General features: G+C 52.1%; 27 protein-coding genes. 13 read left to right on the top strand and 14 right to left on the bottom strand.

Annotation, left to right across the window (positions count from 1 at the left end; translation table 11 throughout):
• The coding region (locus NC856_RS11435) for a hypothetical protein (protein WP_264090554.1) at positions 1–186 on the bottom strand (186 nt) is incomplete at its 3' end.
• 113 nt (positions 187–299) lie between these two features.
• On the opposite strand from NC856_RS11435, the gene NC856_RS11430 reads away from it, so the two are divergent.
• Complete coding sequence (locus NC856_RS11430; RefSeq protein WP_264090553.1) at positions 300–1,064, top strand: hypothetical protein; 765 nt, start codon at positions 300–302, stop codon at positions 1,062–1,064.
• Between the two features lie 252 nt (positions 1,065–1,316).
• Entirely contained in the window at positions 1,317–2,681 is a 1,365-nt protein-coding gene (locus NC856_RS11425) for an MFS transporter (protein ID WP_264090552.1), read from the top strand.
• A gap of 161 nt (positions 2,682–2,842) precedes the next feature.
• Here NC856_RS11425 and NC856_RS11420 read toward each other — a convergent pair whose 3' ends face one another.
• Complete coding sequence (locus tag NC856_RS11420) at positions 2,843–3,334, bottom strand: YajQ family cyclic di-GMP-binding protein (protein ID WP_113864781.1); 492 nt, start codon at positions 3,332–3,334, stop codon at positions 2,843–2,845.
• Positions 3,335–3,555: 221 nt separating this feature from the next.
• Between NC856_RS11420 and panE the strand changes: the two genes are divergently transcribed.
• The 3 genes from panE (at position 3,556) to NC856_RS11405 (ending at position 5,622) form a co-directional block, all read left to right on the top strand.
• The gene (gene panE / locus NC856_RS11415; protein WP_264090551.1) at positions 3,556–4,464 is read left to right on the top strand and encodes a 2-dehydropantoate 2-reductase; all 909 of its coding nucleotides are present in this window, start codon (positions 3,556–3,558) and stop codon (positions 4,462–4,464) included.
• The gene (gene yajL / locus NC856_RS11410; protein ID WP_264090550.1) at positions 4,427–5,017 is read left to right on the top strand and encodes a protein deglycase YajL; all 591 of its coding nucleotides are present in this window, start codon (positions 4,427–4,429) and stop codon (positions 5,015–5,017) included. The genes panE and yajL overlap by 38 nt, the downstream gene beginning before the upstream one ends.
• A 236-nt stretch (positions 5,018–5,253) precedes the next feature.
• A complete protein-coding gene (locus tag NC856_RS11405) occupies positions 5,254–5,622 on the top strand; it encodes a hypothetical protein (protein ID WP_264090549.1) in 369 nt (122 codons plus the stop codon).
• 70 nt (positions 5,623–5,692) lie between these two features.
• Here NC856_RS11405 and thiI read toward each other — a convergent pair whose 3' ends face one another.
• A complete protein-coding gene (gene thiI, locus NC856_RS11400; protein ID WP_264090548.1) occupies positions 5,693–7,141 on the bottom strand; it encodes a tRNA uracil 4-sulfurtransferase ThiI in 1,449 nt (482 codons plus the stop codon).
• A gap of 251 nt (positions 7,142–7,392) precedes the next feature.
• Between thiI and xseB the strand changes: the two genes are divergently transcribed.
• The 5 genes from xseB (at position 7,393) to NC856_RS11375 (ending at position 12,074) form a co-directional block, all read left to right on the top strand.
• Positions 7,393–7,641 carry an exodeoxyribonuclease VII small subunit gene (xseB, locus tag NC856_RS11395; RefSeq protein ID WP_264090547.1) on the top strand — a complete coding sequence of 83 codons (249 nt, stop codon included), beginning with the start codon at positions 7,393–7,395 and terminating at the stop codon, positions 7,639–7,641.
• The gene (gene ispA / locus NC856_RS11390; protein WP_264090558.1) at positions 7,641–8,549 is read left to right on the top strand and encodes a (2E,6E)-farnesyl diphosphate synthase; all 909 of its coding nucleotides are present in this window, start codon (positions 7,641–7,643) and stop codon (positions 8,547–8,549) included. The genes xseB and ispA overlap by 1 nt, the downstream gene beginning before the upstream one ends.
• A 113-nt stretch (positions 8,550–8,662) precedes the next feature.
• On the top strand, positions 8,663–10,528 hold the full coding sequence (gene dxs / locus NC856_RS11385; protein ID WP_264090546.1) for a 1-deoxy-D-xylulose-5-phosphate synthase: 1,866 nt from the start codon (positions 8,663–8,665) through the stop codon (positions 10,526–10,528).
• A 122-nt stretch (positions 10,529–10,650) separates the two neighbouring features.
• Positions 10,651–11,088, top strand: a complete 438-nt coding sequence (locus tag NC856_RS11380) for a CesT family type III secretion system chaperone (RefSeq protein ID WP_264090545.1) — start codon at positions 10,651–10,653, stop codon at positions 11,086–11,088.
• A gap of 74 nt (positions 11,089–11,162) precedes the next feature.
• Entirely contained in the window at positions 11,163–12,074 is a 912-nt protein-coding gene (locus NC856_RS11375) for a hypothetical protein (RefSeq protein WP_264090544.1), read from the top strand.
• A 34-nt stretch (positions 12,075–12,108) separates the two neighbouring features.
• Here NC856_RS11375 and pgpA read toward each other — a convergent pair whose 3' ends face one another.
• The 6 genes from pgpA to nrdR form a co-directional block, all read right to left on the bottom strand.
• Entirely contained in the window at positions 12,109–12,621 is a 513-nt protein-coding gene (pgpA, locus tag NC856_RS11370) for a phosphatidylglycerophosphatase A (RefSeq protein WP_264090542.1), read from the bottom strand.
• A complete protein-coding gene (thiL, locus tag NC856_RS11365; RefSeq protein ID WP_264090541.1) occupies positions 12,596–13,591 on the bottom strand; it encodes a thiamine-phosphate kinase in 996 nt (331 codons plus the stop codon). Before thiL ends, pgpA begins: the two co-directional genes overlap by 26 nt.
• 61 nt (positions 13,592–13,652) lie before the next feature.
• Positions 13,653–14,072, bottom strand: coding sequence for a transcription antitermination factor NusB (nusB, locus tag NC856_RS11360; RefSeq protein WP_264090540.1), 420 nt, complete (start codon positions 14,070–14,072; stop codon positions 13,653–13,655).
• A gap of 82 nt (positions 14,073–14,154) precedes the next feature.
• Positions 14,155–14,631, bottom strand: a complete 477-nt coding sequence (ribH, locus tag NC856_RS11355) for a 6,7-dimethyl-8-ribityllumazine synthase (RefSeq protein WP_264090539.1) — start codon at positions 14,629–14,631, stop codon at positions 14,155–14,157.
• Positions 14,632–14,716: 85 nt separating this feature from the next.
• On the bottom strand, positions 14,717–15,853 hold the full coding sequence (gene ribD / locus NC856_RS11350; RefSeq protein WP_404802325.1) for a bifunctional diaminohydroxyphosphoribosylaminopyrimidine deaminase/5-amino-6-(5-phosphoribosylamino)uracil reductase RibD: 1,137 nt from the start codon (positions 15,851–15,853) through the stop codon (positions 14,717–14,719).
• 47 nt (positions 15,854–15,900) lie between these two features.
• A complete protein-coding gene (nrdR, locus tag NC856_RS11345) occupies positions 15,901–16,350 on the bottom strand; it encodes a transcriptional regulator NrdR (RefSeq protein WP_113864799.1) in 450 nt (149 codons plus the stop codon).
• A 216-nt stretch (positions 16,351–16,566) separates the two neighbouring features.
• Here nrdR and NC856_RS11340 point away from each other — a divergent pair, with 216 nt between their 5' ends.
• Complete coding sequence (locus tag NC856_RS11340; protein WP_264090538.1) at positions 16,567–17,142, top strand: SadB/YajI family lipoprotein; 576 nt, start codon at positions 16,567–16,569, stop codon at positions 17,140–17,142.
• 63 nt (positions 17,143–17,205) lie between these two features.
• Here the strand turns inward: NC856_RS11340 and secF are convergent, their stop codons facing one another.
• The 5 genes from secF to queA form a co-directional block, all read right to left on the bottom strand.
• Positions 17,206–18,174: a protein translocase subunit SecF gene (secF, locus tag NC856_RS11335; RefSeq protein ID WP_264090537.1), complete on the bottom strand. Its 969-nt coding sequence runs from the start codon at positions 18,172–18,174 to the stop codon at positions 17,206–17,208.
• A 10-nt stretch (positions 18,175–18,184) separates the two neighbouring features.
• Entirely contained in the window at positions 18,185–20,032 is a 1,848-nt protein-coding gene (gene secD / locus NC856_RS11330; protein WP_264090536.1) for a protein translocase subunit SecD, read from the bottom strand.
• A 27-nt stretch (positions 20,033–20,059) separates the two neighbouring features.
• Positions 20,060–20,392 carry a preprotein translocase subunit YajC gene (gene yajC / locus NC856_RS11325; protein ID WP_012773703.1) on the bottom strand — a complete coding sequence of 111 codons (333 nt, stop codon included), beginning with the start codon at positions 20,390–20,392 and terminating at the stop codon, positions 20,060–20,062.
• Positions 20,393–20,475: 83 nt separating this feature from the next.
• A complete protein-coding gene (gene tgt, locus NC856_RS11320) occupies positions 20,476–21,621 on the bottom strand; it encodes a tRNA guanosine(34) transglycosylase Tgt (protein ID WP_264090535.1) in 1,146 nt (381 codons plus the stop codon).
• Positions 21,622–21,834: 213 nt separating this feature from the next.
• Complete coding sequence (gene queA / locus NC856_RS11315; RefSeq protein ID WP_264090534.1) at positions 21,835–22,905, bottom strand: tRNA preQ1(34) S-adenosylmethionine ribosyltransferase-isomerase QueA; 1,071 nt, start codon at positions 22,903–22,905, stop codon at positions 21,835–21,837.
• A 112-nt stretch (positions 22,906–23,017) separates the two neighbouring features.
• Between queA and NC856_RS11310 the strand changes: the two genes are divergently transcribed.
• Together NC856_RS11310 and NC856_RS11305 are read left to right on the top strand one after the other, a co-directional pair.
• The gene (locus NC856_RS11310; protein ID WP_264090556.1) at positions 23,018–23,599 is read left to right on the top strand and encodes an acyl carrier protein phosphodiesterase; all 582 of its coding nucleotides are present in this window, start codon (positions 23,018–23,020) and stop codon (positions 23,597–23,599) included.
• A gap of 203 nt (positions 23,600–23,802) precedes the next feature.
• Positions 23,803–24,405, top strand: a complete 603-nt coding sequence (locus tag NC856_RS11305; protein ID WP_264090533.1) for a peroxiredoxin C — start codon at positions 23,803–23,805, stop codon at positions 24,403–24,405.
• Positions 24,406–24,504 lie beyond the last annotated feature (99 nt).

Genomic DNA, 24,504 nt, shown 5'->3' with positions numbered 1-24,504 from the left:
ATCGCGGGCTATCCCTGCCCGCTTCCCTTCGGGCCATTGCTTCGCAACGTTGAAAATCGCTCCCAGCGATTTTTTATCGCGGGCTATCCCTGCCCGCTTCCCTTCGGGCCATTGCTTCGCAACGTTGAAAATCGCTCCCAGCGATTTTTTATTTCTGTTCGCGTTTTTCTCGTCTTGCCACATCATCCGACAAAGCGATAACCGATTATCTACTGTCGGGAACTTCTTTTACGCCGGGCCACTCAGAGAAAATGAACGTGGTTCTTTGCTACGGTGAAAGAAAAACAAGGAGGGGATTAATGAAAGGCATTTCAGCTTATCAAGACTCAGGACACTTCGAGGAAATATCGTTAGCCTCTTCAAGTTATGTTTCGACATTATATAAAAATATACTTGATAAACCTGACTTTAAAGCTGGCTTAGCAGAACATGCACACCTGTCGGCAAAATTTGAATCCGAGGCAAAATACAGCATGTTGGAAGGGTTTAACTATATATCAAAACACGTCAACCCACATACAAAATGGAAAATGTTGGCTAATCTTACGGCTTTTATGAAGGATGCTAATTTTTCCTTTAATCGTAATTGTATTTATTGCAGTAAAGCGGTGGATCTGAATATCAATGCGATGGTTAGCAATAATTACAATACCTTCTATGTGGCAGAGAAAGCAGAGGCGGGAACATTGGACGAGGACATCGCAATGATGCAACAACATGCCGTTACCGCACAATCCTCTGTTTCTAAATTACTTTTATCCAACATTAAACAGGGCGAGAGGGCCATCATCGCCGTACCACTAAAAAACAGAAACTTTAGTCATTGTATGAATTTTGTGCATCACAGCGGCGGCGGGATTGTCATCGATGGACAACAGAATAAATTGTATAGTTTTAATATCGAAGCGGATAAAAAAAAATTTGACTCACTCTATGGCGTCGAAGCCAGTGTCGTAAAAGCAGCGCGAATATATACAACGGGGAAAGCGCCAGAAATGGATAACCAAACCTGGGAAATGGTTAAGTATCCTCACTCTCTGGATTCTGACTGGGAGAAATTATAAAAGAAACGCCATCCAGCCGATCCGACCATCACCAACCCGTGATGCCCTACCCAATATTCATCGTCTTAATCGCCGCTGAATAAGTCGCAAATGATTTGCGCCAGCCCCAGTGAGGCTATGGCCCGCCGTTTTAATGCCGTTTGCCGGATAATGAAGCCAACAGTCCCGCCCAATTGAACGATGAAAGGGATATCGTTTACGGTATGCCGAATAAAGAACTAGAATAGCGCCGACAGTTTTCCAGAGGTATGAATGAACGATAACAAGATGACGTCAGGCGAGTTGCGCGCCACATGGGGTTTGGGAACGGTATTTTCGCTGCGTATGCTCGGCATGTTTATGGTGTTGCCAGTACTGACCACCTATGGCATGGCGCTGCAAGGCGCCAGTGAAACGCTTATCGGTATCGCGATCGGCATCTATGGTCTGATGCAGGCGGTTTTTCAGATCCCGTTCGGACTGTTGTCGGATCGGGTGGGCAGAAAACCGTTAATCGTCGGGGGATTGCTGATTTTCGCGCTGGGCAGCATTATTGCCGCCCTCAGTGATTCAATCTGGGGGATTATTCTTGGTCGGGCTTTACAGGGTTCAGGCGCGATTTCCGCGGCTGTCATGGCTCTGCTTTCCGATCTGACTCGCGAACAGAACCGCACCAAAGCTATGGCGTTTATTGGCGTCAGCTTTGGCGTCACCTTTGCCATCGCCATGGTTGTCGGCCCTATCGTCACCCATGCATTTGGCTTGCAGGCGCTTTTCTGGGGTATCGCGGTTCTGTCTCTGCTGGGGATCGTCATCACGCTCACCATGATCCCCGCAGCGCCGGCACATATCCTCAATCGGGAATCGGCCATTGTTCAGGGCGGTTTTCATAAGGTGTTGGCTAATAGCCGGTTGCTAAAACTGAACTTCGGCATTATGTGTTTGCATACCTTGCTGATGTCCAGTTTCGTTGCCTTGCCACGGGTGCTTGAACAAGCAGGTTTGCCCGCGCAGGACCACTGGAAAGTCTATCTGGTTACCATGCTGATCTCATTCGCCGGAGTCGTGCCGTTTATCATTTATGCCGAATTAAAACGGCGGATGAAGCAGGTTTTTGTCGGTTGCATCGGCGTCCTTATCGCGGCTGAACTGGTGCTATGGCAGGCGGGAAGCCATCTCTGGCAGATTATTTTCGGAGTACAGTTGTTCTTTCTGGCCTTCAATGTGATGGAGGCCCTACTGCCGTCACTCATCAGTAAAGAATCCCCTGCGGGCTATAAAGGTACGGCGATGGGCGTCTACTCGACCACGCAATTTATTGGCGTTGCGCTAGGCGGCAGTCTGGGTGGAGGAATTTTTGAACTGTACGGGGCGTCTTGGGTATTTATCGCGGGCGCCGCAATTGCCGTTATCTGGTTACTGATCGGATTTACCATGCAGGAGCCGCCCTACCTGAGCAGCCTCAGAATTACGCTTTCCGATTTGGCATTAAGGGATAGCGCACTTGAGCAGAAAATGCGCACTCAACCAGGCGTGGCCGAAGTGGTCATCGTGCCTGATGAGTACAGCGCTTACGTCAAAATCGACAACAAGAAAACCAGCAGAAAACAACTGGAACAATTGGTCAGCCCGTTATAAAAAATCGCCAGGAGCGATTTTTAACGTTGCGAAGCAACGGCCCGAAGGGGAGCGGGCAGGGATAGCCCGCGATAAAAAATCGCCAGGAGCGATTTTCAATGTTGCGAAGCAACGGCCTCCGGTAAATCAAACTGGCCAGCTTACGCTGACCTGAAAACCAGTTAATCGCGGAAATTGGTGAACTGAAACGGCTGGCCCAAATCGGCGCCACGCACCAACGCCATTGCTCCTTGCAAATCGTCACGAGATTTCCCCGTCACGCGGATCTGTTCACCCTGAATCTGCGCCTGTACTTTCAGCTTGCTGTCTTTAATCAGTTTCACAATCTTTTTCGCCAACGAGCTTTCAATACCCTGCTTCAGTTTAGCCTCAACACTGTAGGTTTTCCCGCTATGATCCATTTCTTCAGGCACTTCCAGAGATCCGCCTTCAATGCCGCGCTTCATCAACTTCTCACGTAAGATATCGATCAATTGCTGCACCTGAAAATCCGACTCGCTGGCTGCCTTGATACTCTGTGATTTTTCATTCAGTTCAAAGCTGGCTGGAACATTTCGGAAATCCCAACGGGTGCTGAGCTCTCGCGTCGCGTTTTCCACCGCATTGCGGACTTCCTGCATATCAATTTCCGAAACAATATCGAAAGATGGCATAATTGTTCTCCTGACAAGTTTGATCCGGCGAGCATAATAACCGCTCTGTTGTTATAAACAATATGCATAAACAATATGCGCGTCGCGATCAGATTTATTGCGCTCAAATTTTACTCTGTTAACCTGATTTGCCCATAGCCTCTGATATTGGAAAACGCACTGTGTGCGTATGACCGGCATAAAAACGACCGTTCCCGTATCAATTACAAAGGGAGAGTCCAATGAAAATAACCGTTCTTGGTTGCGGCGCCCTCGGTCAGTTATGGCTTGCCGCCCTGCATCAACAGGGACACGATGTTCAGGGGTGGCTACGTATTCCGCAACCTTTTTGCCCCGTTAATGTGACTATGCTGAATGGTCATCACTGTAATCTGAACCTGACGGCGAACGATCCCGATCATCTGAAGCACAGCGAACTCTTGCTGGTAACGCTGAAAGCCTGGCAGGTTTCCAATGCCGTCGCCGCATTGTTGCCACAACTCAATCCGCGTTGCACCATTTTGCTGTTGCATAACGGCATGGGTACGCTTGAAGAATTGCCGGCACACCAGCAACCATTGATTGTCGGCGTGACCACCCACGCGGCGCGGCGCGATGCCACCACGGTAGTTCATGTGGCCGCCGGCACCACCCATATCGGTTCGCTGAAGAATGGCGAACAGCAAAGCCAGTTTGCCGAACTTCTGCATCAGGCATTACCTGACGTCGCCTGGCACAATAACATCACGGCGACTTGCTGGCTTAAACTGGCCGCGAACTGCGTCATCAATCCGTTGACCGCCATCTACCATTGCACCAATGGTGAATTACAGGCTTATTCCGAGCAGATCCAAACGCTTTGTCAGGAAATTGCCGATGTGATGGATCGCGAAGGATTCCATACGTCGCGCGACAGTTTGCACCTCTACATTGGCCAGATCATTCAGAATACGGCAGCCAATACGTCATCAATGCTGCAAGACATCATCGCGCAGCGTCATACCGAAATTGACTACATTACCGGTTATCTGTTGCGTCGAGCTCGCGTCCACGGCCTGACGCTGCCCGAAAACAACCGCCTCTTTGAACAAATCAAGCGTAAGGAAAATGAATATGAGCGCATCGGTACTGGTATGTCTGGCGCCTGGTAGTGAAGAAACCGAAGCCGTCACGACTATCGACCTGCTGGTCAGAGCGGGAATTCAGGTCACGCTTGCCAGCGTCGCCAATGACGGTAACCTGGAAATCACCTGTTCTCGCGGCGTGCGATTACTGGCGGATGCGCCGTTGGTGAAAGTTGCGGATCGTCATTTTGATGCGCTGGTGTTACCCGGCGGACTAAAAGGAGCCGAATGTTTTCGGGATAGTCCAATTCTGGTGGCGTGTATTCGTCAGGCCCATCAGGATGGAAAAATTGTGGCGGCGATGTGTGCAACGCCCGCGCTGGTGCTTGAATACCATCAGCTTTTCCCAGTCGGCAACATGACCGGTTTCCCGGATTTAAAAGATAAGATCGCCGCCGAAAAATGGATGGAAAAACGGGTGGTTTACGATCCACGCGTCAATCTCTTAACCACCCAAGGGCCGGGAACCAGCATGGATTTTGCGCTGAAACTGATCGACCTGTTGCTGGGCAGGGAAAAAGCGGCGGAAGTCGCCGCACAACTGGTACTGCCGCCCGGTATTTACAACTATCGGGATTGATCGCCGCCCTTCCAATCAAACCAGGCAATCCCGAAGTATACATCTCCGTTAACAAACCACGGCAGGGTTCGCCGCTTTCAACAGCCGGTAAAGCGCTTGGGGATCAAGCGCCTGACAGATCCCCGCTGATAAGTGACGTTAGCCCCAATACCGTCAGCCGATTTCTACGACGCCTCGGCTATAAAGGATTACAAGGACTGAAAAAGGGTCTGCGTGATGACGTCCGGGTTCAGTCATTGTTGAATACCACATTGCTGTCACGGGTTGAGCAGCAATCGGATGACTTGAGCATTCATCTCAATAAAGAGATCGATGCGCTGGTGAAATTCTGGGAGCAGCTTGGCAGCCAGCATTGGCTGGAGATTGTTGATCGCGTCCGCCATGCGGAGAAAGTGTTTATCTGTGGTTTTCAGACCATCCGCGGGATAGTGGAGGATTTCTCCAATCGCTTGTCCCTTGTCCACTCGGATGTTGAATTTCTGGATTTATACAGCGGCGTGCTGGGGCAATGGCTGGATAGCTATGAAAAACGTTGCTGCATTGTGTCGCCTCTAAAAATAAAGTACAGCTTAAACAGCGACTTGAGGCGTATGAAAATCGGGTGAAATGTCTAAAGCTTTATCGCGCATAAAACAATCCGCGCCCAGATCCCATGATCAGGGCGGGTCGGTGCGCTTACGGGCGATACACTTTTACGTTAGTGAACCCTTGCTCACGTAGATAAAGCGCCTGCAAGCGGCTCATCACGCCGCGCTCGCAATAGAGCAGATAGGTTTTATTCTGATCCAGAGAGCCGAACTGCGTGCTCAGCTTATAGAACGGCAGCGCCTTGACTTCAACCTCCGTCAGTGACAACGGCTTATCTTCCTGTTCATCGGGCGCGCGGATATCCAGCAGCACATCTGTCGGCGCAAATGCTACCACGGTTTCCACTTCAACCACTTCCTGCCGGGTTTGCTCGGCAATTTCACGGATATCAATATTGCGGGCTTCGCGGACGACACGCTCCAGGATCGCAAAATCAAAGTGGCTTTCTTCCTCTTCAATTTTCGACCTCACCGCTTTTACCGTCGGGCTTTTGGAGATCACGCCACAATATTCCGGCATCGTTTTGGCGAAATCTTCCGTACCCAGTTCACGCGCTTGCTTGATGATGTGCTCTTTGTCATGGGAAATCAGCGGACGCAAAATCAGCGTATCTGACGCGTTATCAATCAAACGCAGATTAGTGAGCGTCTGGCTGGAAACCTGACCAAGCGCTTCTCCCGTCACCAGCGCCTGCACCCCATAGCGTTCCGCCATCTGCGACGCCGCACGCACCATCATGCGTTTAAGTACCACGCCCATCTGACCATCGTCGACTTTCTCCAGGATCTCACCGACCACCGGCTCAAAATCAATGGCGATAAAGCGCACCCGGTGCGAACTGCCATAACGATTCCATAAATAGTGCGCCACCTGTTTAACGCCAATTTCATGCGCCGCGCCGCCCAGATTAAAAAAGCAGTAATGTACGCGGCAGCCGCGACGCATCAACATATAGCTGGATACGCTCGAATCAAAACCGCCCGAAATCAGCGACAGCACATCCTCTTGCGTCCCGATAGGGAAGCCGCCGAGTCCCTCATGGCGGGCGTTAATCAGCAGCAGACGATCCTGATCGATTTCCAGATGAACCGTCATCTGCGGCGATGTGAGGTTCACTCGCGCCGTTTCGATATGCTGATTAAGGCCGCCGCCGACATAGCGTTCTACGTCCTGAGAGCTAAACTCATGCTTACCGCGGCGTTTTACCCGCACACAGAAGGTTTTTCCGACCAGTTGCTCACGATACAGCGCCAGCGTCTGCTCAAAAATGTCGTGAACATCGGTATAGGTTCGCTCCTCAACATCAAGAATGTGGTGGATACCAGGGATCCGCGTCAGTGCATCCAGGATGGCTTTGCGCTGGCTTTCTTCTTTTGCCCGAACTTCGATATGATCCCAATGACGGACAACCGCCAGTGTTTCATCATGGTGTTTTAAGATGTTGCGAATGTTACCGGTTAGAATTTTGATAAAGCGCAACCGCACGGATTGACTTTTGATGGTGATTTCCGGGAACAATTTAATGATAAACTTCATGGTGGCTGTCGTTACTTGGTCAGACAGAGGTAAATAAATTCACCGCTGAGCACTAAAATCACGTTATCGGTAAAATCAGCATCACTAAGGAGGATTTTACCCATAGCATCCAGGGCGCGGAGTATATCATTATATGAAGCTATACTGTGCGCTTTCACCGTATAATCGTATGGTCATCCATGGGTGATCAAACGCAAAATAATGCTATGCCGCGATCAAGGTCGCAGTGTATAAACCAGGACTCAAAACCTATGCCCAAGAAAACAGAGCTGCCAGTCAGCTTTGAAAACGCACTGAGCGAACTGGAAAAAATCGTTACCCGGCTCGAATCGGGCGAGTTGCCGTTGGAAGAGGCGCTAAATGCGTTTGAGCATGGAATACAGTTGGCGCGTCAGGGTCAGCAAACATTGCAGCAGGCGGAACAACGGGTACAGATCCTGCTGAGCGACGAACCTGATGCAACTTTGTCACCGTTTAGCCCGGATAGTGAATCGCTATGATCGATTTCACCACGCAGTTGAATGCTCACTATCAGCGTACAAACCGTGTATTAAGCCGCTATCTCGCCGCCCTTCCCTTTCAGAGTAGTCCACTGGTTAACGCCATGGGTTATGGTGCATTGTTAGGCGGCAAACGGCTGCGGCCATTTCTGGTCTATAGCACGGGTGAACTGTTCGGCGTGTCTTTGGCAAGCCTGGATGCGCCAGCCGCAGCGGTGGAATGTATTCATGCCTATTCGTTAATCCATGATGACCTGCCGGCAATGGACGATGATGATCTGCGCCGCGGTCAGCCGACCTGCCACATTAAATTTGGCGAAGCCAGCGCTATTCTGGCTGGCGATGCGCTGCAAACGCTGGCCTTTTCTATTTTGGCCGATGTCCCCATGCCGCAGGTCGCCGATCGCGATCGGCTGGCGATGCTGTCAGAACTGGCGCAGGCCAGCGGCGTGGCCGGTATGTGTGGCGGACAGGCGCTGGATCTGGCCGCGGAAGGCCATCAAGTGGATTTAGCCGCGCTGGAGCAAATTCACCGTCACAAGACGGGCGCCTTGATCAGAGCGGCGGTAAGGCTGGGCGCGTTGGCGGCAGGCGAAAAGGGTCGGGACGCATTGCCCCATCTCGATCGTTATGCCAACGCTATCGGCCTGGCCTTTCAGGTACAGGACGATATTTTGGATGTGGTGGGCGATACCGCCACGCTTGGCAAGCATCAGGGTGCCGATCAACAATTGGGTAAAAGCACTTATCCCGGCTTATTGGGGCTGGAGAAGGCGCGTGAGAAAGCCCGGGACCTCTATCGGGAATCACTGGACGCTTTAGATGATTTAGCGGCATCCAGTCCGATACCGTTGGACATCGCGCCATTACAGGCGCTGGCGAATTTCATCGTTGAGCGCGATAAGTAATAAATATCAACCTAATACCCGATAGCTTTCGATATGCGATCAGACAGCAGGAACAGCCGGTATCGCAACATTTTGAAAAATAAAAGGTATAAAAACCTCTGAATGAGTCTCTAATGCGTTTTGATACAGCGAAATATCCTACTCTGGCGATAGTGGAAACACCTGATGAACTTCGCCTGTTGCCGAAAGAAAGTCTGCCGAAGCTGTGTGATGAACTTCGTCAATATTTGCTGGACAGCGTCAGCCGTTCAAGCGGTCATTTTGCCTCAGGATTAGGGACGGTTGAACTCACAGTTGCCTTGCATTATGTCTACAACACGCCTTTCGATCATCTGGTGTGGGATGTGGGACATCAGGCCTACCCGCACAAGATCCTGACCGGACGCCGCGATCGTATCTCCACCATCCGTCAGAAAGGCGGCCTGCATCCCTTCCCGTGGCGCGATGAAAGCGAATACGATGTATTAAGCGTCGGTCACTCATCAACCTCCATCAGCGCCGGATTAGGGATGGCCGTCGCCGCCGAGCGTGAGGGAAAAGGCCGTCGCACCGTCTGTGTTATCGGCGATGGCGCGATCACCGCGGGTATGGCTTTTGAAGCCATGAACCACGCGGGTGATATCCGCTCTGATCTGTTGGTGGTGTTGAACGACAATGAAATGTCAATTTCGGAAAACGTCGGGGCGCTGAACAATCACCTGGCGCAATTGCTGTCCGGCAAGCTCTACGCCAGCCTGCGCGAAAGCGGTAAAAAAGTGCTGTCCGGCCTGCCGCCGATCAAGGAACTGGTGAAACGCACCGAAGAGCACCTGAAAGGCATGGTGGTGCCGGGTACGCTGTTTGAAGAGCTTGGCTTTAATTATATTGGCCCGGTTGACGGTCACGATGTGCAGGCGCTGGCTCAGACCTTGAAAAATATGCGCGGTCTGAAAGGTCCGCAACTGCTGCATATCATGACCAAAAAAGGCAAAGGCTACGCGCCAGCCGAGCAGGACCCGATTAGCTGGCATGCCGTGCCGAAGTTTGATCCTGCCAGCGGCATCTTACCGAAAAGCAAAGACGGCGCGTTGCCGACATATTCGCAGATTTTCGGTCAATGGCTACAGGAAACCGCCGCCAAAGACAGCAAACTGATGGCCGTCACGCCGGCCATGCGTGAAGGCTCAGGCATGGTGCAATTCTCAAAAGACTATCCACAGCAATACTTTGATGTGGCGATTGCTGAACAACACGCCGTTACTTTTGCCGCAGGTCTGGCGGTGGGCGGCTATAATCCGGTTGTCGCCATTTACTCCACCTTCTTGCAGCGCGCCTATGATCAAGTCATCCATGACGTCGCCATTCAGAATTTACCGGTAATGTTCGCCATCGATCGCGGCGGTATTGTCGGTGCGGATGGACAAACCCATCAAGGCGCATTCGATCTTTCTTTTTTACGCTGCATCCCGAATATGATCATCATGACGCCCAGCGACGAAAACGAGTGCCGTCAGATGCTCCACACCGGCTATCACTATCAGAAAGGCCCAACGGCGGTGCGCTACCCGCGCGGCAGCGGTACGGGAGCGGAACTGACCCCGTTGGTTGAGTTGCCGATTGGCAAAGGCATCGTCCGGCGGCAGGGAGAAAATCTCGCCATCCTTAACTTCGGCACGCTGCTGCCCGAAGCGCACAAAGTGGCCGATAGACTGAACGCGACGCTAGTGGATATGCGTTTTGTCAAACCACTGGATGAAGCGTTGATTCTGGAACTGGCCGCGACGCATCAATCGTTTGTCACGCTGGAAGAAAACGCCATGATGGGCGGCGCGGGTAGCGGCGTTAACGAGCTCGTGATGGCGAAACGTCTTGCTATCCGCGTGCTTAACCTTGGTCTGCCGGATACATTTATTCCACAGGGCAGTCAGGAAGAAATTCGTGCCGATCTCGGTCTGGATGCATCAGGCATTGAGAACCGCATCGCGGCATGGCAGGCCTGAACACCGCCTCAATCGCGGAATAACGTTAACATCTCCGTTATTCCGCGCCCTTCCCATTTTTTATCATTCAGACGGAACCACAAACGTTGCCTTGCCACCCAGAATTAAAAAGGGGAGACAGCATGAGTAATATGCGTGGCTTTCATTTCGTCATAGCCAAATTAATGAAGCAGTACCAGATTAATGCAGCCAAGGCAGCGGAAAGCGGACATGACGTCTATATCATTACGCTGGAAAATGGGATGCAGGTTTTTCTGTTGGGCAATCAGCCGGAATACCTGAATATCTTAAGCCCGGCAGCAACATTCACAGAAGTAGAGACGATCCCTCATCATGTGCTGCTATCGCTGCTATCCATGAACATGTGGAACACTAAACATCCGGTTTTCAATATCGGCTTTGACATCCACAAGATGCAGATCATGCTTTCATGCCGGCAGGCACTGGCTGAGTTGGATCAGGCAGAGACTTATCAACTGGTGGGCACCTTTATCAACACAGCATTAAAGTTGAACGAGTGGATAGACCAACAAATGGAAACCATCTCCGCCAAGAAATAGGCCATGCGGCATACCGTATACAGGGATGAACTTTAAATAGATTTTCGGCTATTTGAATTTAAAAAGAGAAACATATGATTAACGCTTCACACAACAGATATTTTCCCGGTGGCGTTACAGTAAATCCGCTGGAACATTTCAATCAGGAGCCCGTCGTCAAATTACATGAGGCCGTCAGCGCCCAGGAATTGGGCATCGGCGCTTATGAAGGCAAACACATCCGCGTGAACTCATCCACCATGGAGCACCTGCAACTGGCGCAGGAAACGTTACGTAAAACCAAAATGATGATGCCTTACGGCGCGGGGAACCAAAAAGTGGAAATGGTTTATACCGGCGGAGAAAGTTCGGCGCGAGTGAAAATGCACAGAGAGACAACCGAAAAGGCCGCCGCCATCCCTAATGCATTAATGGCGGCTCGTTATCAGGCTGGTAACTGTAACGAAATGGCCGATGTGAGCTACACATTGCTGGCGCAAAAGCAAATCAATGCGCCAGTGCTGTTGCTAAACGACAATGATTGGGATCATATATATGTCCTTATCGGCGATCCGCGCGATCAAACCTGGGGAGAGAAAAACACGGTGGTCGTCGATCCCTGGGTCAGATATCCTGCGGCAACGACGCTGGATCAGAGCATCAAACGCAATCCTTCCAGCACCATTCAATACCAAAGAGCGCCCAACGCAGCGCCTTTACCTATCGCTCAGGAATTGAATAGCATAAATCATATTAGCACTGCGGAAGTCGACCAATTCCTCACGGCGAGACAATATCCCCAGATAGGCGCGAATCTTCTACAACGTTTCTATCAACCCATTATTGTGGCCAGAATGAGCGACGAGAAAATCGTTGCTAAAGACCCAAGCACCCGCTATTCATCGGATAACGTCAACGCCAGAACGATGGATGACATTGCGCAATCAACCGTATCCCACCAACTCGCAGCACAGCAAGTCTGGAATAATTTACCTAACCGCTGGTAATAAGCACGCTTTCCTGGCACATCGCCGCTGTTGATTACAGCCAATAATATCCCATGCCATACAGAACCCCGGCGGCAATGACGCCGGCGACAATATCATCAATCATGATCCCCATGCCGCCGTGAACATTGCGATCAAACCAGCGGATAGGCCACGGTTTCCAGATATCCAGGCCACGAAATACCACAAAACCCGCCGCAACCCATTGCCACTCATTCACCGGCAGCGCCATCAACGTTATCCACATGCCGACAAACTCGTCCCAGACGATGCTGCCGTGATCGTGCACGCCCATATCTTTGGCCGTCTGATGACACAGATACACGCCGATACAGATGCTGAACATCACCAGCAGCGAGTAAAGCTCAAGTGGCAAAAATGATATCAGATACCACAATGGGATCGCCGCCAGCGAGCCCATTGTGCCAGGCATCCAGGGTGACAAACCGCTGCCGAATCCGGTCGCCAACAGATGCCATGGATTAGCCAGATGCAGCCGTTGCCTGGCGGTGTCAGGCACTTTAGTTTTGCTCGCTAAAATGGTCATAACCCTTCCAGTTAAACTCAATTTCTTTCTCACCCTGGAAGAATCGTAATCCCTCAGATGAAGGCCCGATTTGCCCGATACACGTATAGTCCGCGCCAGCGTGTCCGAGCGCGATATCCAAAGCGCCGCGATTAATCTCAGGTACGGTAAAGCACAGTTCGTAATCCTCACCACCGGATAAGGTCCAACGCAGCGCCTGATCCGCATCAATGCGCCGTTCCTCCACACAACCGCGCAACCAGGGAGATTGAGGGAGTGCATCCACATTAATGCGTGCGCCACATTCACTGGCTTTCAGGATATGTTGCAAATCAGAAATCAAACCATCGGAAATATCAATCGCCGAACTCGCCAGATCGCGCAGCGCCTGCCCTTGCAGTATTCTTGGTTGCGGGCGTAAATGGCGTTGAAGCAACGCTTGCCGGGTTTCGCTATCGGCAATATGTAATCGGTTCTGAAGGATCGCCAGTCCAGCGGCGCTGTCACCCAATGACCCCGTCACATAAATCCAATCGCCGATCCGCGCGCCCCGCCGGGTTAGCGCCCGTCCCGCAGGAACCAGACCGTGAACCGTCAGCGTCAGGCTTAACGGGCCGTGCGTCGTATCGCCGCCGATAAGTTGCATACCGTAATAGTCGAGTAACTCGAACAGGCTATCGCTATAGGCACAAAGCCAGTCGCTTTTGTTTTCAGGCAGAGTGATGGCCAGAGACAGCCAGGCGGGATCGGCTCCCATCGCGGCCAGATCGCTAAGATTCACCGCTAATGATTTGTAACCCAAATCAGCGGGATTAATACCGGGAAGAAAATGAATACCTGATACCAGCGTATCGGTACTCACCGCCAGCCATTGCTTTTCAGCCACCGTCAGCAATGCGCAATCATCACCGATACCTAATTCAACATCCCGACGTGAACTTCCGACCCGATTGAAATAGCGGGCAATAAGGTCAAACTCACCTTCAACCATAACCTTTCCAGCCAGCGTTAATCCACACGAGATCAGGGCCGGATATCCGGCCCTGACTCACTTATTTCTTTACTTTTCTTACAGATGGCGCGGCTTTGTCGAGTACGCCATTTACAAACTTATGGCTATCCTCCGCACCAAACACCTTAGCCAGTTCGATGGCCTCATTAATCGCCACCTTGTAGGGAACATCGTCGCGCTTACTGAGTTCAAACATCGCCAGACGCAGAATAGCTCTTTCCACCTGCCCCAGTTCATCAAGCTGACGTGACAGAAAAGGCGCCATCAACAGATCAAGCTTCTCAGCCTGAGTAGACACCCCTGCCAGCAACTCACGAAAATAGGTGATGTCGACATCTTTGACATCCTGCTCGCTCAGGAATTGGTGTTCAATATCGGCAATATCGTTCTGAGACAACTGCCAGGAATAAAGCGCTTGAACCGCACATTCACGGGCGCGGCGACGAGCAGCAGGTTTCACGGACTTCCCCTTAACTTAATAATCAGGCTTACTTGATATATCCAAGTTGCAGGCGCGTTGGCTTTCCTGCAACTCGAATTATTCAAGATATCGCTTTTAATACATTAATCATTTCCAGCGCGGTCAAGGCGGCTTCTGCGCCTTTATTACCCGCTTTCGTGCCAGCACGTTCAATCGCCTGCTCAATGCTTTCCGTGGTCAGCACCCCAAATGCAACGGGGATTTCACTGCTCATGGCAACCTGAGACAAACCGGAACTGCATTCGCCGGCAACAAATTCAAAATGGGCGGTTCCGCCACGGATAACCGTTCCCAGCGCAACCACCGCATCATAGCCGCCATTTGCCGAACTCTTGGTCAACGCACGCACGGCTAAAGGCAATTCATAGGCGCCTGGCACCCAGACCACGGTTATATTGTCGTCTTTCACCTGGCCAATACGCTTTAATGCATCGATCGCGCCTTCTAACAGGCTGTCATTAATGAAGTGGTTAAAACGCGCAATTGCAATCGCCACGCGGGCATCAGGAGTAGCAACAACACCTTCAATAACGTTCATAGCTTTCCTTTATCTGGTCTTATACCCCGCAGGGGGGCGGATTCTATCATATTCTTCCGATTACGTATCCGGTTTTGTCTGGCGGTCACGTTTTCGGCATCAATCGTAAACGCAGGTCCGGCCCTATCTGGCGGACATCATTAATGGTAAACGCTGGTGCCTGCGACAGTTCGCTCAATCCCGGCAACACGCACAACGGACGGGCGCCATCGCCTAAAAGCTTCGGCGCGAGATACACGATAAGCTCGTCGACAACGCCCGCGTTAAGTAAGGCGCCCGCCAGCGTCGCCCCGGCCTCAACCCACACCGAGTTAAGCTGTCGCTGACCGAGGATCATCATTAATGCGACCAAATCCACACCACCGTGGTGCGGCGGCAACCGCAATTGTTCGACACTGTCAGGCCAACGTTGTTCATCCTGCTGAAGACGCGCCAGCCAGGTTTGACCTGGCTGAGAAATAACCCGATGCTGTGGCGTTACACGCTGTTGGCTATCAACAATAATACGAACAGGCTGACGGACATGCGCTGGTAGGTAAACCCGCTGCGTCTGTGCATCCAGTTCCGGCCAACGCACCGTTAATGAGGGATCGTCGGCCAGTACGGTTGCGCTGCTGCTCAGAATTGCGGCGCTTTCGGCACGAAAACGCTGAACGTCATGCCGTGCCTGCACCGAGGTGATCCACTGGCTTTCGCCAGACGCCATCGCCGTTCGTCCATCCAGCGACGCCGCCATTTTCAAACGCACATAAGGCAGTCCGGTGCGCATTCGCTTCAGAAAACCAGGATTAATGCTCTCCGCTTCAGACATCATCAGGCCGTGACTCACCTCGATACCGGCCTGTTGCAGACGATGCAAACCGCGTCCCGCCACCTGTGGGTTTGGGTCCTGCATCGCGGCGACAACGCGTGCGACCCCTGCGGCGATCAACGCATCAGCACAAGGCGGGGTTCTGCCATGATGACTACATGGCTCCAGCGTGACATACGCGGTCGCGCCACGTGCTCGCTCTCCCGCCATCCGCAGCGCATGCACTTCCGCATGAGGCTCCCCCGCGCGCAGGTGATAGCCCTCCCCGACAATTTCGCCGTCACGCACAATCACACAGCCGACATTCGGATTTGGGGAAGTGGTAAAACGGCCAAGACGCGCCAGTTCAAGCGCCCTGGCCATGTATGGCTCATCGTGCGTCGGCATCGCTTTACATTGTGGAATAACCATTCCCTGAACCTCTTGTTTTTGACGACCAATAAACCTTTACATCGGGTTTAATCCTGCAAGCGGGCAATTTCTTCACCAAATTCACGAATATCCTCAAAGCTGCGATACACCGATGCAAACCGGATATAAGCCACCTTATCCAGTTTTTTAAGCGCATCCATGACCAGATTGCCCACCATTTTGGCGGTTACTTCACGCTCGCCCGTGGCGCGTAAGTGAGATTTGATGTGATTGATCGCCATCTCGACATCATCGGAACTGACAGGCCGTTTTTCCAGCGCCTTAAGCATACCGCTACGTAATTTATCCTCGTTGAAAGGCTCACGCACATCGTTGCTTTTTATGATGCGGGGCATGACCAACTCCGCGATTTCGAATGTGGTAAAACGCTCATTACACATCAGGCATTGCCGACGTCGGCGCACCTGCGAGCCCTCACCCACCAGGCGGGAATCAATAACTTTGGTATCAACAGCAGAACAAAATGGGCAATGCATGATGTTTTCTGACCAGGAATCCTTTACGTACAGATAGTTTACCCTGAATTAAGCGAGTAACCAAAACTCCTGCGCGTTGTTGCGAAGGGACTCGCATGCTCAGGCAACAGCATGAAACAAGCCGGTCGTCTATGACTTGCCCGTAATCACAGCTACACTGTCAGAAAAAGGAATCAAGGATTAGTATTAATAAAACATCCAAGGGGAACAACAGAGATGAGAACCCGAACCCGATATCGTATGTTGGCGATTTTACCCGCTTTATTTACCCTGGCTGGCTGCACGCAACAACGCCAGGCGCCAGCATTACAGACTCAGTTGAGTCAGTTAAATCAGCAGTTGCAAACACTTACTGACCAGGCTATCGCGCTGGAACAACAGAACTCACTGAATATTCAGTCGACTTCCGGCGTGTATCTGTTCCCAGCCGCGCAAAGTCATGCGATTTTGCAGAGCAGCATTGGCAAACTCAATATCTCACTCAGCCATGTCGAACCCGAAGCCAACGGCACACGTGCCTTGCTGCATATTCGCACCAGCGACGCGATCGGTCTTCCGGCCTTCAGCGCGCAACTCGACTGGGGACAAATCGATCCCGTCAGCGGCAAGCCATTAATCCGTGATATACAGACGCAATCATTTATCGTCACACCCACGCTGTTACCAAAACCTGAAGCGGTGGTTGAACTACGCCTCAGCGGATTGTCACCGGAACAGTTAGGCTTTATTCGTTTACATCGTCTGGAAGAAGTACCGCCGCCGCCGCCCGTCGCGGCCATCGAAGCACCGTGATCCGGTTAACTTCAGACGTAAAAAACCCCGCGCGCGGCGGGGTTTAAATTGCATTCTGACTGATTAAGGCAGAATCGAAGGCTGATCCGCGCCCTCTTTTTCAACCTTCTGTATCAGCAAGTGTTCGCGCTTCATACCCAGCTTCAACGCTAATGCCGATGCGACATAGATGGAAGACACCGTACCGATCGACACGCCGATCAGCATCGCCAGCGAGAAGCCTTCCAGCATCGCGCCGCCAAAGATATACAGCATCAACACCACCACCAGCGTGGTGGCGGAGGTCATGATGGTACGGCTCAGCGTCTGGGTCAGCGAGATATTCATGATTTCATAAGATGTCCCGCGACGGATCTTGCGGAAGTTCTCACGAATACGGTCCGACACCACGATGCTGTCGTTCAGCGAGTAGCCGATAACCGACATCAACGAGGCGACGATCGTCAGATCAATCTCTATCTTGAAAAGCGACAATACCCCCAGCGTGATAATCACATCATGCGCCAGCGCAATCACCGCCCCCAGCGCCAGACGCCACTCAAAGCGGAAGCCGACATAGATCAGGATACAGATCAACGCGCTCAGCAGCGCCATGCCGCCGGCCTGCGCCAGATCGTTGCCCACGCTGGGGCCGACAAACTCGATACGTTTTACCGTCGCGTTTTGTTCCGTCCCGGCGTTGATCACGCTCAACACCCGGCTACCCAACTCCTGACCGGATGTGCCTACGCTTGGCGGCATACGCACCATAACATCACGGCTGCTGCCAAAATTCTGGATCAGCGGATCATTAAAACCGGCCTTTTCCAGCGAATCACGGATCTGATCCAGATCGGCGGGTTTTTCGAGGTTGATCTCAATCACCGTACCGCCGGTGAAGTCCAAACCCCAGTTAAAACCACGCACGCCCATGACGATCAGCGAAAGGATCAACAACGAACCTGAAATCAGGAACGCCACATTGTCCCAACGCATAAAGTCATATACCTTGCGTCCGTAGTTTAGTTGTTCAACAGTATAATCCTGTGCCACAACGCACTCCTCAGATTGACAGCTTATTAATGCGTTTGCCGCCGTAAAGCAGGTTAACGATGGCACGAGTACCGACGATCGCCGTAAACATCGAGGTCGCAACCCCGATTGCCGTGGTGATGGCAAAACCTTTGATTGAACCCGTACCCACAGCGTAAAGGATCACGGCAGTAATCAAGGTCGTCAGGTTGGCATCCACGATACTGGAGAATGCGCCTTTGTAACCTTCGTGAATCGCTTGCTGAACTGAACGTCCGTTTCTCAGTTCTTCCTTAATACGCTCGTTTATCAATACGTTCGCATCAACGGCTACCGCCAGCGTCAATACAATACCGGCAATACCCGGCATGGTTAACGTCGCCCCCGGCAACAGCGACATGATGCCGACGATCATCACCAGATTCGCTATCAGCGCGGTTGTCGCAATCACGCCGAATTTACGGTAGTAGACCACCATAAAGACAATAGATGCGATCAAGCCCCACAAACAGGCTTCCAGACCCTGAGTAATGTTCTGCATCCCCAGCGTCGGCCCGATGGTCCGCTCTTCCACAATCTGGATAGGCGCAATCAAGGCGCCGGCGCGCAATAACAGGGAAAGCTGACGGGCTTCATTCGGATTGTCGATGCCGGTGATACGGAAGCTGTTCCCCAGACGCGACTGGATCGTCGCCACGTTGATCACTTCTTCCTGTTTCTCCAGAATCGCACGTCCGGCGGCGTCTTTCTTGCCGCTGTCTTTGTATTCGACAAACAGCGTCGCCATCAGTTTACCGATGCTGTCTTTGGTGAAATTGGACATGGTGTTGCCGCCGGCGCTGTCCAGAGAAATATTCACCTGCGGACGGTTGTATTCATCCGTGCTCGACGTTGAATCAGTGATGTGATCGCCCGTCAGAATCACACGCTTGAACAGCACGACCGGCGAACCGTCACGCATGTTTTTCACTTCGGAATCGCCCGGCACACGGCCATTGGCCGCCGCGGTCGCATCGGCATCGCTGTTCACCAGTCTGAATTCCAGCGTCGCCGTCGCGCCCAAAATTTCTTTGGCCCGCGCGGTGTCCTGGATACCCGGCAATTCAACCACGATACGATCCGCGCCCTGACGTTGCACCAGCGGTTCGGCAACCCCCAGTTGGTTTACACGGTTACGCAGGATATTGATGTTCTGCTGAACGGCATATTCACGCGCTTCACGCAGACGTTCATCACTCATTACCGCCCGCAGTAGATTGCCGCTGCTGCCGCTGATAACCAAATCACGGTGGCGGGGCGTCAGGTAGCTGACGCCTTCATCACGCGTCTGCCCATCGCGGAAACGGATTTCGACGCCATAGTTGTCGGTTTTACGCACCGCGGCGTAAGGAATATTTTTCTCACGCAGATCGCTGCGCAAAGAGTCCATCGCCTGCTCTTGCAGTTTACCCAACGCCGTATCCATATCCACTTCCATCAGGAAGTGCACGCCGCCGCGCAGATCAAGGCCGAGTTTCATCGGCTCCGCGCCCAAAACGCGCAGCCAGGTCGGGGTAGCCGGCGCCAGGTTGAGCGCCACCACAAACTTGTCGCCCAATTCGCTCAGGAGGGCTTCGCGCGCACGGATCTGTACGTCTGGATTAGAGAAGCGAGCCAGAATCGCACCATTTTCCAATGCAATTGACTTACTGGTGATATTTTGTTCTTTTAGGACATTCTGGACTTGGATCAGCGTCGTTTCGCTGGCGGCGGTTCCCCGCGCGCCAGTAACTTGTACCGCCGGATCCTCACCATATAGGTTAGGAAGCGCATAAAGCAGACCGATGACCAAAGCCACAGTCAACATCAGGTACTTCCACAAAGGATAACGGTTTAACACGGCAGTTCCCTTCGGGAAAATCAAAAATTACAGGGCCTTGATAGTGCCCTTCGGCAGCACGGCAGCCACGAAATCACGTTTGATGACCACTTCGTTGGTTTCGTTCAGCGCAATGGCGATGTAGCCTGTCTCGGAAACTTTGGTCACACGGCCTACCAGACCGCCGGTGGTCAAAACTTCATCGCCTTTGCTGATGGAATCCATTAACTTTTTGTGTTCCTTGGCGCGCTTTTGTTGAGGACGCAGGATCATAAAGTAGAAAATCAGACCGAAAACGGCCAACATAATAACCAGAGAGTACGGGCTTCCCTGAGCCGGAGCGCCAGTTGCTGCCACAGCATCGGAGATAAAAAGACTCATTTAAATTTCCTCTTTTTTGTCAAAAAGATAAGTTGTCAAGACGACGAAATTGAATAATACAGGATCCACATTAAAGCCAGCCATTAGTTGCTCTGTGCAACGTCTTTTTCAGCAAGCGGCGGAATGGGTTTTCCTATCCGTTGGTAAAACTCCACCACAAAGTGCTCTAATTTACCCTCTTCAATGGCCTGACGTAAACCCGCCATCAAACGTTGATAATAACGCAAATTATGAATGGTATTGAGCCGCGCGCCGAGTATTTCGTTGCAACGGTCAAGATGATGCAAGTAAGCGCGGCTATAATGGCGACACGTATAACAATCGCAATGTTCATCAAGCGGGCTGACATCATCCTTATGTCTGGCATTACGAATTTTCACCACACCGTCAGTCACAAACAGATGGCCGTTACGCGCATTACGCGTCGGCATGACACAGTCGAACATATCAATGCCGCGCCGGACGCCTTCCACCAAATCTTCCGGCTTGCCGACGCCCATCAGATAACGCGGCTTGTCTTCCGGTATCTGCGGGCAGACATGCTCCAGGATGCGATGCATGTCCGCTTTCGGTTCGCCGACCGCCAAACCGCCCACAGCGTACCCATCAAAACCAATGTCTACCAGCCCTTTTACGGATACATCTCGTAAATCTTCGTAAACACCGCCCTGAATAATGCCGAACAGCGCGTTGTGATTATTCAATTCGTTGAAACGCTGACGACTGCGCCTGGCCCAACGCAATGACATTTCCATCGAGCGTTTGGCGTAATCCCAGTCGGCGGGGTAAGGCGTACACTCATCGAAAATCATGACGATGTCGGAACCGAGATCATACTGAATCTCCATTGATTTTTCCGGGCTGAGAAAAATTGCATCGCCATTGATGGGATTACGGAAGTGAACGCCCTCTTCCGTAATTTTGCGGATATCGCCCAGGCTGAAAACCTGAAAACCGCCGGAATCGGTGAGGATCGGACCATGCCACTGCATGAAATCATGCAAATCGCCGTGCAGCTTCATAATTTCCTGACCAGGACGCAACCACAGGTGGAAGGTATTGCCGAGCAGGATCTGCGCACCGGTGTCTTTAACCTCTTCCGGCGTCATGCCTTTGACCGTACCGTAAGTCCCCACCGGCATAAAAGCCGGGGTTTCCACCACGCCACGTTCAAAAATCAATTTGCCGCGACGAGCACGGCCATCTGTTGTTTGTAATTGGAACTTCACTTAGCCTCCGGCATCAGAAAAACAGTCTGATGGATAGCAAAAAGAGGCGCATTCTAACAACCATCAAACCCGCACCACAAGCCAGCCATCGCGCCTATTTAACTTTTTTCACCTTGCCCGCTCTACGCTCTCGATCGCCCCTGCAATAATCGCGGACATAGCGCCGGAGTATGTTACGCCATCAATTTCAATTCTGCGGCGCAATCAGGTAACTCAGGATTCGACCTGTTCCTGTTCAGCCTGCGGATTTCGCGTGATGAACATCGCGTCTCCATAGCTGAAAAAACGATATTGCTCCGCCACCGCTTGCCGGTAGGCGGACATCGTGTGCCGATATCCGGCGAACGCCGCGACCAGCATAATCAATGTCGATTCAGGCAGATGGAAATTGGTGACGAGCGCGTCGATCACCTGATAGCGGTAGCCGGGATAAATAAAGATGCGGGTATCGCCAAAAAACGGGGCGATCAGCGCGTCCTGACTGGCCTGTGCCGCGCTCTCCAGCGAACGGACGGAGGTAGTGCCCACCGCGATGACCCGATTGCCGCGGGCTTTACACGCCAGCACCGCATCGACGACATCCTGCGGTACTTCAGCGTATTCAGCGTGCATGACATGATCCTCGATAGTCTCAACGCGCACTGGCTGAAAGGTGCCCGCGCCAACGTGCAGCGTCACGAAGGCCATCTGCACGCCTTTTTCCCGTAACGCCGCCAGCATCGGTTCATCGAAATGCAACCCCGCAGTGGGCGCCGCCACCGCGCCCGGACGCTGACTGTAGACCGTCTGATAGAGTTCACGGTCAGACTCCTCGTCTGGCCGATCAATATAAGGAGGCAATGGGATATGACCGATATCATTGAGGATCGTCAACACGTCGCGGGCATCATCAAAATGCAGTTCAAACAATGCCTCGTGACGCGCCGCCATCGTTGCCCTGACGCTTCCATCATCACCCAGCAACAGCGCAGCGCCGGGCTTCGGCGCTTTTGACGCGCGAACATGCGCCAGAACGCGGCGCTCATCCAGTACGCGCTCAACCAGCACTTCGAGCTTGCCGCCGCTGGCTTTGCGGCCAAACAGCCGGGCCGGGATCACCCGCGTATTGTTGAAAACCAGCAAATCGCCGGCATCCAGTTTATCCAATAAGTCGGTAAAGATGTCATGCGTCAGACTTCCCGTCGGCCCATCCAGCGACAACAGGCGGCAACCGCTGCGCTGCGCTTGCGGATAATGGGCAATCAGTGATTCAGGAAGTTCAAATGAAAAATCGGCAACGCGCATGGCAATTCACTTAGCTGTTTCATACATTAAAAATGGGCGGCCTAGTCTAGAGCCGTGCGCGTCCGGCTGCAAGAAATAAGCACTGAGTCACAGAATGCATTATACTGGCGCAATGAATTTTCTAGCTCACCTCCATTTAGCCACGCTTGCCGACAGTTCGCTGTTAGGCAATTTGATGGCGGATTTCGTGCGCGGCGATCCCCAGGATAGTTATGCCGCGGAGATTGTCTCCGGCATCCGTTTACATCGTCGGGTTGATGTCCTGACCGATAGCCTGACGGAAGTCAGACAGGCGCGTCAGTATTTCCGTGACGCTCACCGTCGGGTCGCGCCGATCACGCTTGACGTGCTGTGGGATCATTTTCTGGCCAAACATTGGCACCAGGTGGAGCCAGCGGTTTCGCTGCCTGCGTTCGTCAACCAGGCCCGGTTGCAAATTACGCCGCATTTGGCGCAAACGCCTGAGGGCTTCCAGCATCTGAATCGCTATCTTTGGCCGGAGCGTTGGCTGGAACGGTATGCGGAGTTGCCGTTTATCGCCGATGTTCTGCACCGAATGGCGGCAAGACGCCCCAAACTGGCAGCCTTGTCAGGTTCATTCAGCGATATTGAGCAGCACTATCTTCAATTTGAAACGCTCTTCTGGCAATTTTATCCGGGGATGATGCATCTGGCGAAGATACGGCAATTATAAACCTGAGGATTTATCGCAAGTCGGCTGATCGATCATTGGAGCAGGTTAGTATAAGGCATTGATATGTTCTGCCGATTTATTCAATCGTTGAAAGCTATCTCATCGATTGGTCGCTTTGACTATATTCGCCCGGCTGAAATCCCTATACTGAATGTTGATTTCGGTAATCCATCCATCTTTAACAATAATTTACAGGAGTAATTATGGTCCTGGTAACTCGTGAAGCCCCTGACTTCACCGCTGCCGCTGTTTTAGGTAGTGGCGAAATCGTTGAAAATTTCAATCTGAAAAAACACATCAACGGTAAACCGGCGGTGATCTTCTTCTGGCCGATGGATTTCACTTTTGTTTGTCCGTCAGAATTGATCGCCTTCGATCACCGTTATGCTGAATTCCAAAAACGCGGCGTTGAAGTAGTCGGCGTCTCCTTCGACTCTGAATTCGTTCATAACGCCTGGCGTAAAACCCCGGTAGACAAAGGCGGCATTGGTGAAGTGAAATATGCCATGGTTGCTGATATCAAGCGTGAAATCCAGAAAGCCTACGGCATCGAACACCCGGAAGCGGGCGTGGCGCTACGTGGTTCTTTCCTGATCGATAAAAACGGTATTGTTCGCCACCAGGTCGTTAATGATCTACCGCTGGGTCGTAACATTGATGAAATGCTGCGTATGGTTGACGCGCTGCAATTCCACGAGGAACACGGCGAAGTCTGCCCTGCCCAGTGGGAAAAAGGGAAAACAGGCATGGGCGCATCGCCGGACGGCGTAGCGAAATATCTGTCTGAAAACGCAGACAAATTGTAATTCCCCGCGCACTCCCGCTTAGTGTACGACAGCCAAAAGCCGGTTGGTTCAAACAATCGGCTTTTACTTTTAATATCCGCCCACCCGCTCGTCCTCATT

The sequence above is a fragment of the Brenneria izbisi genome (genome assembly GCF_025840185.1).
GTDB classification, from domain to species: Bacteria; Pseudomonadota; Gammaproteobacteria; order Enterobacterales; family Enterobacteriaceae; genus Brenneria; species Brenneria izbisi.
Note: the sequence above shows the minus strand (reverse complement) of the source record. Positions and strands in the feature narration are given on the sequence as shown.